General features: G+C 45.7%; 10 protein-coding genes. 1 reads left to right on the top strand and 9 read right to left on the bottom strand.

The window, feature by feature from the left end:
• Window positions 1-17: 17 nt before the first annotated feature.
• The 8 genes from MHI52_RS10935 to MHI52_RS10900 form a co-directional block, all read right to left on the bottom strand.
• Complete coding sequence (locus tag MHI52_RS10935; protein ID WP_127543874.1) at window positions 18-1,646, bottom strand: response regulator; 1,629 nt, start codon at window positions 1,644-1,646, stop codon at window positions 18-20.
• Between the two features lie 73 nt (window positions 1,647-1,719).
• Window positions 1,720-3,474: a sensor histidine kinase gene (locus MHI52_RS10930; protein ID WP_405159007.1), complete on the bottom strand. Its 1,755-nt coding sequence runs from the start codon at window positions 3,472-3,474 to the stop codon at window positions 1,720-1,722.
• 299 nt (window positions 3,475-3,773) lie between these two features.
• Complete coding sequence (locus tag MHI52_RS10925; RefSeq protein WP_036609558.1) at window positions 3,774-4,472, bottom strand: hypothetical protein; 699 nt, start codon at window positions 4,470-4,472, stop codon at window positions 3,774-3,776.
• A 182-nt stretch (window positions 4,473-4,654) separates the two neighbouring features.
• A complete protein-coding gene (locus MHI52_RS10920) occupies window positions 4,655-6,184 on the bottom strand; it encodes an ABC transporter substrate-binding protein (RefSeq protein ID WP_340982889.1) in 1,530 nt (509 codons plus the stop codon).
• A gap of 133 nt (window positions 6,185-6,317) precedes the next feature.
• Window positions 6,318-7,226: a carbohydrate ABC transporter permease gene (locus MHI52_RS10915; protein ID WP_017689303.1), complete on the bottom strand. Its 909-nt coding sequence runs from the start codon at window positions 7,224-7,226 to the stop codon at window positions 6,318-6,320.
• Between the two features lie 17 nt (window positions 7,227-7,243).
• Complete coding sequence (locus MHI52_RS10910; RefSeq protein ID WP_211081719.1) at window positions 7,244-8,230, bottom strand: sugar ABC transporter permease; 987 nt, start codon at window positions 8,228-8,230, stop codon at window positions 7,244-7,246.
• A 180-nt stretch (window positions 8,231-8,410) separates the two neighbouring features.
• The gene (locus tag MHI52_RS10905; protein ID WP_405159006.1) at window positions 8,411-10,024 is read right to left on the bottom strand and encodes a helix-turn-helix domain-containing protein; all 1,614 of its coding nucleotides are present in this window, start codon (window positions 10,022-10,024) and stop codon (window positions 8,411-8,413) included.
• Entirely contained in the window at window positions 9,999-11,798 is a 1,800-nt protein-coding gene (locus tag MHI52_RS10900) for a sensor histidine kinase (RefSeq protein ID WP_340982891.1), read from the bottom strand. Before MHI52_RS10900 ends, MHI52_RS10905 begins: the two co-directional genes overlap by 26 nt.
• A gap of 398 nt (window positions 11,799-12,196) precedes the next feature.
• On the opposite strand from MHI52_RS10900, the gene MHI52_RS10895 reads away from it, so the two are divergent.
• A complete protein-coding gene (locus tag MHI52_RS10895) occupies window positions 12,197-13,639 on the top strand; it encodes a hypothetical protein (protein ID WP_405159005.1) in 1,443 nt (480 codons plus the stop codon).
• 184 nt (window positions 13,640-13,823) lie between these two features.
• On the opposite strand, the gene MHI52_RS10890 is transcribed toward MHI52_RS10895, so the two are convergent.
• Window positions 13,824-14,405: a DUF4269 domain-containing protein gene (locus tag MHI52_RS10890; protein WP_405159004.1), complete on the bottom strand. Its 582-nt coding sequence runs from the start codon at window positions 14,403-14,405 to the stop codon at window positions 13,824-13,826.
• Window positions 14,406-14,414 lie beyond the last annotated feature (9 nt).

Raw genomic sequence — 14,414 nt, 5'->3', positions numbered from 1 at the left:
CTGGAATGTTGTTGAAATTATGCCTGATCCCGAAATTCATTTGGTGTCATACCATAATGTTTTTTGAACATTTTGCTGAAATATTGCGGATTTTGATAGCCAAGTTCACTCGTAATCTCGTATATTTTTTTGTTGCTATTCTTAAGCAGATATAGAGCACGTTCCATGCGCATACGAATCATGTAGTCCCCAAGACCTTCCCCAGTCTCTGCCTTGTAAATTTTCGATAGATATACGGGGTGTAAATATACCTTGTCCGCAATCATCTTCACTGACAGATCCTGTCCTGTATCTCTTGTCACCAGCTCCTGAACCTGCTTGATCACATGTCTGCGGCTCTGCACACCTTCCTGATCGGACAACTCTTCCTGAAGCTTCGCCAGCATCTCGGTAGCCCAACGCCGCAGCTTCTCGGGGGATTGAATCAACTGATGAGCAAGGAGCAGATCGAATCCCGCATGATCAATCTCATGCACCAGATGCCCCTGTTTATGGGCGATATACATAAATGCATTAGTTACCGACAGATACATCTCATACACATGTTCTCTGGACAATCGTACCTGTTCTGCCGCGTCAAAGACCGTGTTCAGCTTACGGGCTGCCGCTTCCCATTGCTTGGTCTCAAGCAATTGCGGAAGTACAGGCGGTTTGTACAGCTCTTCGATCGCCTGCGTTGCATCATTCTCCGGTCTTTTGCTGAGTGCCTGATCCATGTCCATATATATAATCTTGTGTTCTTCTGGTCCTGAAAGGACAAGCGAACCCAGACTTTTCCGATAAGCTGCTGTTAACTCATTAAAGGGAAATGACGGTGTAACTACCATGGACAGATCTCCCTGTAAATATCGAATGACATGCTCACGGAAAGTTTCAGCTGAGATTCTCAACGTCTCCAAGTCCATCTGCGGAGCTTCGATCTGATCTTGATTCTGCAAGAACATAACCAGACACTCATGGGGTCCCCGACCAAACCACACGTTAAATTGCTCTCCAAGTACTTCCTCTGCAATATTACCTACCGCAAAATCCATCAGATCCAGAGACTGCTGGTCCATCGATGAGAAGCGTCCTGTAAGGCGAATCAGCATCATTACAGCCGATTGTTCCGGATCGATATGAATCTCATATTGTTGCAGTTGTTCCCGAAGTGCCCGCGCCGTGATCTCACGCCCCAGCAACAGATCATGCATAAGATTTTCCCGTAAAATCTTATAGTCAGACTTCCGACTGTATAAAAGCCGGTGATATTTATCGAATTCATCCCACTCATCGCGAAGAGACGTGATAGCTGCTGACACCGATCCCATAAACTCATCATCGTTTACGGGCTTCAGGATATAATCCGTTGCCTGCAATTGAATGGCTTTTTTAGCATAATCAAAATCACTGTGACCCGTTAGTAAAATACAGCGGATATGAGACCAGCGCTTGCTTACCTCTGCAATGAGATCCAGTCCTGACATGCCAGGCATGCGAATATCGGTAACTACGATGTCTACTGCATTTTCCTCCATAATCTCCAACGCTTCCTTACCAGATGCGGCACGCAGCACGGTCGTTACTCCAAGCTCTCCCCAGGGGATCGTAAGTTCCAGACTTTCTGTTACGTATGTCTCATCATCTACCAGTAATATATCAATCAAGTGATTCACTCCCTATTTCGTTCATTCTGCAAATGGATTCCATCGTTCATCTTGCGCTACACATCCCAAGTGCTTATCCTTCATTCTCCAGAAGAAACTCCTGTTCGGCAGGCCATGACAGCGTAACGCGTAATCCACCAAGTTCCGATTCCGTTACATCCAGTCCTGCCTGCTCCCCATATCGAAGCTGGAGTCTCTGATTCACATTCCACAGGCCGCAGCCCATCTCCTGATCCATCGTTCCCCTGAGCTTATTCAGAAGCGCCTCACGTGCCTCCTGCGTCATGCCTTGCCCATCATCTTCAACCACAAGAACCATGACACTGCCCTGTTTTTCCCCGGATACTCTTATTTCTCCTGCCTCCGCGTCCGCTTCGATACCGTGAATCACCGCATTCTCCACTAGTGGTTGCACGATGAGTGGCGGTACCTCCTGTCTTAACATCTCATCAGACAGATCAATCTTGTAATGAATGCGGTCCATACGCATCCGTTGGATCTCCAGATAACAGCTGACAAATTCAATTTCTTCTGTCAACGGTACCACGTCCCGCTCCTGTCTTGTCGTATACCGATAATATCGCGATAGATTATGTGACATCGCTACAACAGCGTCCATACGCTTGAGTTTCGCCATACTTGTAATGAAGGAGAAACAATTATAGAAAAAGTGCGGGTTAATCTGCGATTGCAGCTGCTTCAACCGAGCTTCACGTACATGAATCTGTTCCAGGTAAACGTGTTCAAATAACTGCTGGATCTGCTCCACCATCAAGTTGAAACGTTCGGACAGGAAACTGAATTCATTGCGGCCCTTTGGCTTAATCCTCACGGAATAATCCTCCTGCTTCAACCGCTGGAACCCGCGAATGAGTTGTTTCACTGGTACCTGCACCTGAACATAGAACAAATACGCCACACCAAAACTCATTAACAACAAACAAATCATGGAAGAATAGAACAGCATATTGGATTGATGAATGGGCTTCAGAATATCTGATAGCGGCATATAGTCCACCAAATACCAGCCTGTTGTGCTGGATTTCACCGTGTTGATCATGTAAGGCTCGTTCCCGATCACCACTGTACGATTATCAACGTCCTGAAGTTTATGGATGGACAGTTCTTCTATCAACTGATTCGTTAATGAACGATCTGAAGTCCGGTTATAGATAACCCCCGATTCTTCACGGAAATAGAAGGGGTCATGCCTGCCATCGTCCTTGAATTTGTCCAGCATATCCCGAATGTTATCACTATCAAACTCCAGTTTAATAATCGTTTCCGCATTATTAGCCGGGTCTTTAATACCGTATGGAGATACCGTAATCCAGCTAAACATGAACCGATCATCTTCCCCATCCTGAATTTTGCGTACATCCCAGCCGGAAATGATATTTTCCCTTAGCGCTTCTTTATCGTAAGAACGTGCGTCCCTTTCGGAAACCACCCTGCCCAGCGAAGGAGAATACAGATATAATTTCGTGGCCCAATTGGATGAGCTTTCCTGAATACTCAGCTTATTCTGAATACGTTTGACCAGGTTGATCGCATCCAGATCAAAGTAGTTACTGTCCGCATAGATTCGCCGGAAGCTGCCAATATCAGGATCATGTATGAGCAGATTAGGCCATGAGGATAACAGTTCGATGTGTGTGTTCACTTGATTTTGGAAAAATTCAAGCTGGTTACTATTCGATCGATTCAACTCATCTCTGAGAACAGCTGTTGTTTTGTGATTGGAGTACCAGTACAAAAGCACTACAGGAATCAGCATAATCAAAATAAGAATGACCATTTTGGAAAACAGGTTTGTCCGATATGACATTTTTTCATCTCACCTTGTCTTAATTTGTCGTGACATTAATTGTAATGATGTAAGCGCTAAAGACAAACTATTTTTTTGAGACAAACCGATTCATTATCTAGCGTAAGCGTTACCAATTCAAGGTGAAAGGAGATAAAACCAATATTTCTGCACTAAATGCAACTTCCACGCACAAAAAGAGCCAGCGATTAGCCAGCTCTCTATCTAATTTCAGTATATATCTTTAATCGTTCTATTCAACTCAAACCTTATTCCACTTCTGTTTATGTAATTATTCTTTTTTTCTATAAAAATATCAACTATGGAATATCATAATCAAATACCGTATTCGCTCCATCCACGCCTACATCCAGCACAATATCCATAAGTTTCCCATTGACGAACAGAGGGGATTCCGCTTTCCCGTAAAACTCCAACTTACCTGTAAACGTTCCATGGCGTTCAATCTCAACATGTACGGGCCTTAATTGGACAGACTGCAAGGCTTCCAATAGTGGATCGTCCTTAAACTTATAACTGCGTGCGAGATCAGGCAATAACACGGCGGATACGGAATCTCTGCCGTAATTTTTGAGTGTCAGGTCACAGGTTGCTCGGGTCTCACCCGTTTTCAGCACGTTAAAGGTACAAGAACTTGCATTCTGTACATAGGATACCGCATTAATGCCTGAAGCTCCCCACTTGGCTACATACATGAATTTATCCGTCATGTACGAATAACTGAGAACGATAGCGATAACTACGATCCATAACCCTTTTGCAAGACCGGGAAATGATTTCCCAATCTCTTTGCGAGTAAGGTAGAATCCACACGCGAATATCCCCAATCCGAGGAAAAGTGTGATATGAACTCCACTCAAGTAAGATGTAGTATACGGTGATATACCTATTGCTGACAGCATGGTATCTCCAACAGAAAAACCAAGATGATGGTTAAATGTAAAGATGATAGCAAATAGCAATAAAGCCCCTGAGAACACAAGTCTGGTTCTCGACACACGAACACCCCCTAATCAACCACCTTATTATATCATATTTTTCCTATTTATGATTAACAATCCAAATCAAAAAAACAACAATAAAAAGAACGTCTTCGGTTGTTCACCGAAAACGTCCTCCATTTTCACCGCTGACAAGAGCTTGTAATAACACAGGTCTCTCTGTCATGGCTGACGATCATTTATTGCTTAGCCAAAAATGCATCGAGTTGTTCCTGTTTGGCTGCAATAATTTTATCAATTCCCGCTGCTTTCAATTTCTCCAGATATTTCGGAATCATCTCATTTGGATCAACTGCGCCCGATGTCATACCCGGCTTGAACTGTTTGTTCACGTTGTTGACCGCAGCAATTTCATTTTTGACAGATTGGCTGTTGAACGTAAAGCCCAGTGCTGGCGACTTCACACCTTTGGCGTTAAACTCTTTGAACTTCTCCCATTTCTGTGGATCTTCATTATCCCAGAGGAAGTTCAGGAATTGGTTACCCAGTTGCCATTGTGCACCTGGATTGTAGGTACGACTGTTGGCATCTACACCATCAGGGAGAGCAATGATATTATCCTGTCCGTCTTTTTTCACATAATGTGTACCTTCAATTCCGAAGTTTAACAAGTTGTTAATTTCCTTGTCGGAATGCAGCAGGTTAATGACCTGCATCGCTTTCTCCGGTTGCTCGGAAGAACGGGAGATTGCAAGCATCGCTCCAGACGCATCACCCGTCGTGATTGTTGGCTGTGTCATCTCAATCTGAGTCAGTGGGAAACCCACATACCCTTCTTCTTCTTTATCCTTGCCTGGCTTCATGCCATCCGTCCAGAGAAACGCTTTTCCAGCCTTCGCCTGGTCTTTCGGGAACACATTAGACGTAGCAGCATCACTGTTGATATATCCCGCTTGATACCACTTGCGAGCAAGTTCAGCCGCTTCTTTGAATTCTGGGGTCTCCACTTCATTCAGCACCGTTGTTCCGCCTGCTGTTTTGGAGATAACTCCAGGTACGGAAGCATCACCGAGATAATCCCAATCCAGATTCTCTAACAGCCCGTTACCATTGGTATTGGACATATAGAATGGTGTGATGGCTGGCTCGTTTTCCTTGATTGTTTTGAGAAGTGGCTCCAGATCAGCCCAAGTTTTTACAGCTGTCAGGTCCAGTTTATACTTGTCAGCCAGATCTTTACGTACCAACACACCACGTGTCGCAGCGAGTTCCTTATTCGTAGGAACGCCGTAATTCACGCCGTCCACCTGGGAACCTTCCAGAAAGGCAGGGTCCAGGTTTTTCTTAATATCCTGACCATGTGCATCAAGCAGATCATTCAAGGGCAAGAATGCGCCTTTAGCTACATTCACCGTGTAGTTCTGCCAAGCCGCTGTGAAGATAATGTCTGATTTTTCACCTGAGGAAATCATGAGATTCAGCTTGTTATCCCACTGTCCCCAGTCAATTGCATTGATCTTAAGCGTGGCTCCGATCTTTGGTTCCATCTTTTTGTTAATCTCGGCTTCCACCAGAGCGACATCCTTCTGTGGTGTCCCTGGGTAGAACAGTGTCACTTCATAGGGTTTGCCCCCACCTTCACTTGCTCCTCCGCCTTCTGCGCCAGGTGTTGTTGTTCCACCCTTGTCTGATGAGCAAGCAACCAGCACCAGGCTCAGCGCCATAACCGTTGCCATCATGCGTGACCATACCTTTAATGATCTAACCAATTGAACCCCTCCTGTCATGTGTTGAACCATACAACCGAATTCCCCAATTCACAATTAAACCGATAACTACTTCTGTATATGCCCTTTCAGTCCATCTTCATTTACCTTGCCCACTCCGCTAACCGGTTCAGAGTTATCCCTTCACAGCGCCAACCGTAAGACCTTTGATGAAATAACGCTGGAAGAACGGATATGCCAGTACAATTGGACCAATACCGACTACAGCCATCGCCATTTGCAGAGTTTTGTTAGGCAGATTCAGTAATCCACCCTGCGACGAAATCTGTGAAGAGACGTTGGAGTTGGTTGTTAAATATTGAATATCGAGCAGCGTCCGGTACATAAGGTACTGAAGGCTGATCGTCCGGTTATCTGATATAAAAATCATACTAAGGTACCAGTCATTCCAGTAATTCAATGTACTGAACAACGCGACGGTTGCCATTACGGGGAGAGAGAGCGGAAGCACGATACGTGCAAACGTTCTCAATTCTCCCGCACCATCAATCCGAGCCGATTCCAGAATAGACACCGGAATGGAGTTCGCGAAGAATGTACGCATGACCAGTACAAAGAATGGGGATAGCAGTAGCGGCATAATGAGTGCCAGTAGGGAGTTTTTCAGATCCAATACGTTGACATAGACCAGGTACCAAGGTACCAGCCCCCCATTGAACAACATTGTGAAGAAGATGAAAAAGGCGAACCAGCCCCGGTAAGGCAGATCTCTCCGTGAGAGCGGATACGCATACAATGCGGTCAGTGCAACACTTGTAATGGTACCTACAACGGTAACGATAAAGGATATACCATACGAGTGAATGATCTGATCCATATCTCTGAACAGAAACTCATAAGCCGTCAGGCTGAATTTCTCTGGAATAAGCTTATATCCATTGGCAATTACTGTTGTCTCGTCCGAAAATGAGATGGCGAAGACAAGCAGGATCGGCACGATACAGGCAATGGCATAGAATAGAAACATCGCATGAATAACGGATGCGGAACGCTTCGATACGGCTAGTGGATCACGTGATTTCACAGCTGACTTGCCTCCTCTCAAAATAATGCATTATCTTTATCTATTCGCCTTACGATGGTATTGGATACAAGAACCAGCACAAATCCAACGATTGCTTGGTATAGACCGGCTGCTGATGACATCCCGATATCTCCACCGATAAGGAACGTACGATATACGTAGGTATCCAGTACATTCGTTACAGGGAACAGCGCCCCCGATTCCAATGGAACCTGGTAGAACAGACTGAAGTCTGCATAGAATATACGGCCAATTTGCAATAAAGTCATAATGACGATTAATGGGATGAGAAACGGAATGGTAATGAAACGGATCTGATGCCATTTGGTTGCGCCATCGAGCACAGCTGCTTCATAATATTCTTCATCGATACCCACGACAGCTGCCAGATAAATGACGGCATAATATCCAATATTTTTCCATGTGTTCACCAGTGGCAAAATATACGGCCAATACTTCGGCTCTGAATACCAGTCGATCGGCTGACCGCCGAACATCTGCAGAACCGTTGAGTTCATGAAGCCTGAATCCTTGCCCAGGAAAGCCAGTACCAGATAACTGACCACAATCATGGACAAGAAATACGGTAATAACATAAGTGATTGATATAACTTGGACATTGCCTTGTTCTTCACTTCATTGAGCAGAATAGCAAGCCCGACACCTACTAAGAGATTTAGTGCAATAAACACCGTGTTATACGCGAGTGTATTTCGGGTAATTTCCCATGCATCACTGGTTGAGAACAAATATTTAAAATTGTCCCATCCACTCCATGGGCTACCCCAAATACCATCAGCATAGTTTACATTTTTGAATGCGATCAGAACGCCGAACATCGGCATATAGTTGTTCACCAGTAGAAACAGGACACCTGGCAAGAACATGAGATACAGCACCTTGAATTTGCCAAGATTGTGCCACACAGACTTGCGCTTTCGGACTGTTTCTCCCGGTATTTCCGATATCCGTACTCCCTTACCCGCCTGGGGTTGTGTCTTCATAACTTGTTCTCCCTCACTCCTCTTGAATTCTTCCTCAGGATGAAGCTCCGTTGCGGCTCCTGTGGTTCAAGTATACGGCGGGGCGAGTAAGACCTCTATCTGCTGTGGTGACCTGTTGACTTATCAAATTATGACTTTAGATCCAAAAAAAACAAAAGACGCAGCATGCTGCGCCCTGAACTATACGGTACGTGACTGTTTTCGAAACTCCTGTGGCGTTATACCCGTGCACTTTTTGAACATTTTGGTGAAATGCGAGTAATTGTAGTACCCCACCTTGCCAGCGATATCCGTCACTTTGACGGTGGACTGGGACAACAATGTCTTCGCTTTGGCTACTCTGCCCTGCAGAATAAACTCAGATAGGGACATCCCCTTCTCTTTCCGAAACAGACGTGATAGATAAGCGGGATTGAATCCGGCAAAAGCTGCAAGTTCCTCTCGCATAAGTTCTTCACCAATATGAGTTTCAATATAAACGCACAACTGATCCACAATGGTCATAGGGCTATGATCGTCCGGGTACAACACCGGGATAACACGATCAATCAGATCAGCCGTCCACTGCTTCAACTGCGGCAACGACCTTGTCACCATACTCTCCTCCGGCTCCCGTTCACCCGGATACAGACTGCGTATTGACACGTTTTTCTGATGAAGCAGCGGATAGACCACATGCAGCATGGCATGATAGTAGAGATGCAGCATTTCAGGAGATAAACCCTCTTGGGCAGCAAGCAACTCAAAAATCTCATCCACACGTTCTCGCAAATCCCCTACTTTACCTGTCTCAAAAAGAATAGATAATTCCGAAAACCATGGAATAGGCAAAAAGCGATCTTCCTGATCTCTTCCCCGCTCATCATAGACAAAAACTTCTTCAAGCTCCTTAATATTGCGCCGCTCCATATCCATCAGTTCATTTAACATGCCTTGCAGCTCAGTCACAGCAACCGGGGCACCAACATAACAGGACAACCGACAGTAGAAATACGTACCACATTCCTGAATATACCCCTGACAACGTTGTGCCACTTCGCTCGCACTCGGAATGATGCCATCTTGCTCATAAGCAAGCACAATATTTAATCCACTTTGATCCTGAAACACCTCACCGGGCTTGTCGTCAAGCAGCATCTCTTTGGCTGCATTACGAAGGGCATATTCTAATACCTCTTCGTCACGCAAATCAAAATCACGCACCCATTCCTCTACCGATATTACAATGGGTAACACACGAGCCTGCGGATCAATCTCGGCACCATACAGTTCTGCGAGCTCTTGCAACCGTTGTTCGGTTAACGTGATACGCTGAGAGATGGCATCTTTCCAAAAGCGTTCCGTCAGTAGCGGTTTATGGGTTTTCCAGCGTTTGTATACGGTCTCATAAACTTCGTTGGTACGGGTACGCTGCTCTCCATCCTTGATCTTCTCCACCGCCTGGGTGACTACCTTAATCAATTGATCCGCTGGAGCCGGCTTCAACACATAATCAAAGCTGTTTAGCTTAATGGCTGTCTGTGCATAATCGAATAAAGCATGCCCTGTCAGGAAAATGGTCAGTATGCGTGGATCATGTTTTAACACCCAACTTTGCAGGTCAAGCCCTGTTTCACCAGGCATCTCGATATCACAGATCATGATATCAATAGCATTAGCCTTTAAAATCTTTCTTGCCTCTTCGGCATCACCAGCACTGTATACCTGGTCAATGCCTGCTGCTTGCCAATCGACTCCTTCCACCATTGCTTGTAATGCATACACTTCATCATCCACGATCAACAGGTTCCGCATAGGCTCCCCCTTCTTCCTCTTCGGTCTGAGCGGGTAAATCAATGATGACTTTGGCGCCATGATCCACCTCATTGCCAAACTGCAAACTGGCTTGATCACCATACTTCACTAAAAGCCGATGGGCCACGTTCCATATACCGATATGCTGTCCACTCGGATCTTCAGCGTATTGTCCATGTTGCAGACGCCCCAACAATTCCTCTTCAAATCCAACACCATTGTCCACAATCATCAGTTGAAGCACCGTCCCATCGACCTGACCGGACGACTTCTCACCGAGGCGCGCCACGATCCGAATGACAAATGCTTGTGTCCGGCGCTGAAATCCATGAATAATGGCATTCTCCACAAAAGGCTGAATGGTTAATGGCGGAATCACATAATGTCCCAGATTCGGTTCGATATCCAGTTCAAAATCGAATCTGCTTGGAAACCTCAGCTTTTGAATTTCTAAGTAATGACGAATGTGCTCCAGCTCTTCATCCAGACGAATAACACGTTTGCCTGCACGCAGACTGAATCGAAAATAATCGGCCAGATGACCAGCCATCTGCTGCACCAACTCATGCTTTTGCAAGGAAGCCAGACTATGAATAATATTGAGTGAATTCAGGTAAAAGTGAGGATTGATCTGCATCTGCAGTTGTTTGAACTCTGCCTCCCGCGTCCGCAACTGTTCCTCATACACATCAATCTTCAGATGCCGGATCTCACTGGTCATTTGATTGAAACTTCGTGTCATAAATTCAAGCTCCGAAGAAGATGGCGGGTCCAGCTTCACATCGAGATCTCCACGGCTCACCCTTCTCATGCCTCGGATTAACGCATTCATCGGGCGGAATAACAGATGCCGCAAAAAGATCAGTGCAGTAACCAGAATTACTGCCGCGCCAATGGGAAGCAGACGAATGATCTGCTGGAAAAACGGGAGGTTACGCATCATGTCTTCCTCAGGAAGCAGCACGATATAATTCATCTCGGACATGGCCGAGGCAGTACCCAACATCAAATATTGACGTGCTTCTCCCTTGTTCACAACTTCAGAGATCACCTGATACGGATTCTTCAGGCCGGGAAGATGCGCTGCAGCCAGCTGAATCTGTGCAGTATTTAATGTGGAATCCGATAGTGCCCCACCGTCTGTTCCAACAATGACTGCGCCTCCCCGATCTCCGGATTCAGTGAATTGTTGTGTATGATTCAGTGCATTCATATCAACAAGTGCACCTGCATAGAACTGCTGGTTGATTCGCACCGTTTTCACCAGCGCATTCCACGTCCCGCCACGCACGATGCTCCATTCCGGCTTCTGGATATCCCCTTCCAATTGCTGCATCTGGACTGGCATACTCTCCTGCACAACCGACTTTTTGACATCATAATTGCCTGAAGTCGCGAGCAGCAAATCATCATTCACGGCATCATATAGAAAAAAAGAATCGATTAGATTATAAAAACCGATATCTGTCATGAATTTGTTCATAATCCGTTGCTTTGCAATGATATAATCGCCGCTGCCGTATTTCAGAAAAAACAGAGAGATAATATCCGGGTCCCGCTCGCCCAGACTATACAAATACCGATTCGTCTCCTGTAACACACGTTCATTCTGCTCCACACTCTTGGCGAGATGATTCATATTGGTGAGGGATACTTTGTCACGTACAACTTTCATGGCGTAGACATTGTTGTAATAAAGCAGCATGAATAATGGCAGCATGATCAATGTAAGACCCACTATAAATTTAAAACGAAGTGAACGGATCAAATTCATGGATTATGGATTCCCGCCCTTTTAGAGGTAGTTCAAAAAGTCCGCTGTACTGAAAACCAGACTTTTTGAACGCACACTTTATTTCAACATAGTTTTTCTATTTTCTTCCTTATGATGGCATGTTTATTGTAATCACCCCTGCTTGCCATTGTCTATGGGGTCCCGTGACCTTCACATATCAATTCTGGTGACTTCCATCCGCTCCAATTTCAAAAGTAACAAGCTTCATGTAGTAATAAATTCTCCAGTTGTAAAAAAAATCCTTCATTATTACTCAGAAGCTTCTCCCTAAAAATAAATGCTGCGGCAAGCCCCGGACTCCACGAACGCCCGATCTTGACATGCATACGATATATCACTCCTCGGGTTAGTCACCAGGATGTAGGGAGGCCTGTTCGATGAATATTCAACTCACTGCGTTACACTATGTCTATCTGGCATTTATCGTCTTGATTATTGCGGTAATGATCCGGCGCAGGGACACCACGATCATCTGTGTTGCGGGTATTATGACCATTGGACTTCTGGCAACCGAAACCTTAAGCGGGTCAGTTGCTGGGATCTTCAGCAGTTTTATCTATGCAACAAAAGAATTGCTGAGTACGATCTTTATCATCTCGATTATTGTGGCAATGAGCCGTGTTCTGATCAGAACAGGTATTAATGAGGTCATGGTAACACCCGTCACAAGGTTTATCCGTTCTCCTCAGGTCGCGTATTGGGGTATCGGATTGATCATGATGGTAGTATCACTATTTTTCTGGCCATCCCCAGCAGTAGCTTTGGTCGGTGCTGTACTGCTTCCAGTAGCCGTGCGTGTAGGCCTTCCTCCGATTGGAGCTGCTATTGCGATGAACCTGTTTGGACATGGGATTGCACTGTCGGGAGATTACATTATTCAGGGGGCTCCCAAACTTACAGCTGATGCGGCGGGTCTACCAGTCACTTCCGTCATGACGGCCAGCATTCCTTTGGTCATTGTCATGGGCACCGTATCTACACTTACAGCCTTCTGGATGCTGCGCAAAGAGATGAAATCAGGTTCACCTGTTCATTCCCCAAACGTTACATCAGGTACCGTGAGCACGGAACCTTCTTCTTCATCAGAGGCTGTGTCCACCTCCCTACCCACTGATCAGCCTGTTGAACGTCAAGCCATGTCACTCCGTTTGCAAAAAGCATTCGCTCTGCTTATCCCTCTGTTATTCGCAGTTGATGTGATTCTGATGTTTGTATTGAAATTGCAAGGCGGCGACGCAACAGCTCTGATTGGCGGAACCGCTGTGGTTATACTGATCGCCGTTACCCTTGCCGCACACCGATATGCGGGACCAGAGGAAACGACCAATTATTTAATAGAAGGATTTCAGTTTGGTTTCAAGGTGTTTGGACCGGTTATTCCCATAGCCGCATTTTTTTATCTGGGAGATGCTGCGATTACGGAGTTGTTCATCAACCCTCTTCCTGAAGGTTCACACGGGATTGTGAATGATCTAGGGGTCGCACTTGCTGGACTGGTACCATTAAATGATACGGTGGGCGCCATTACAATGACGGTAACCGGAGCAGTGACCGGAATGGATGGTTCGGGGTTCTCGGGGATATCCCTGGTTGGCTCGATTGCGTCCATGTTTGCAGGTTCGGCAGATTCCGCACCTGTGCTGACAGCATTAGGTCAGGTTGCAGCCATATGGGTAGGTGGTGGAACCTTGATTCCATGGGCATTGATTCCTGCTGCTGCAATCTGCGGAGTCAATCCTTTTGAACTGGCAAGACGCAACCTGAAGCCTGTACTGCTGGGACTCACGGTAACAACAATTGTAGCCATCTTTCTGATCTGACCAAAGGTTATTTACACTGACACTACGATGACAGAAGCACCTTCCAATCGCTGTTATTCCCAGATTTTTTTGATCCCCTTTCTCAAGGGGAAATCCGGTAATAAAGGCGACCGCTTCGCTTTTTCAGGTTTTTTCTGTCCTCTCCGTTATCGTGTAAATGATTAGTTCATCTCAAATAGACATTTTAAAAAGACGTGCGCGAACGCGCCCAGTTCCAGAGATCTTCACGTTTCATCTCTGCCAGATGCAGCATGTCCACATATGGATCTCCCTGTAGTCCAAGTACAGAAGCAAATGCAGGCTCCGTCTTCCACCCTGCCTGTTTCAATCTGCGGATCTCACGGTGTCCCGCGTCTCCCCACAGTTGCAACAATCTCCACTCTACGATCATATGTAAGTATGCATTCTGCCTGTAAACTGGCACGGATTGGGCAAAAATCTCCACAGGCCAATGTCCCACTTGCAAATTACAAGTCACATAAGGACGTTGGTCTGGAAGATCCCCACCACGTACACATTCATACTCAGCAACGGCTCCAATTCGATTGTGTATCTCGGCTTCAAACAAGTCCAGATCCTCTGCATAACACAGCAGATCCAAATCACTGCCCGGAATATCAATATCAATTGGTACCGTTCCTGCTGGATAGGGGTGATAGTCAGCTAATATATCGAGCAATCCACTGCTCTGTAACATATGATATGCGTCCTGCTGACGTGCATTACCTGAAGCCAGATGTGCCATTACTTCTGCGGTAGTACTCATCTCCCCGCC

Source organism: Paenibacillus sp. FSL H8-0283, assembly GCF_045040675.1.
GTDB classification, from domain to species: Bacteria; Bacillota; Bacilli; order Paenibacillales; family Paenibacillaceae; genus Paenibacillus; species Paenibacillus amylolyticus.
The sequence above is the reverse complement of the archived record's forward strand: the minus strand, read 5'-3'. Positions and strand labels throughout refer to the sequence as shown.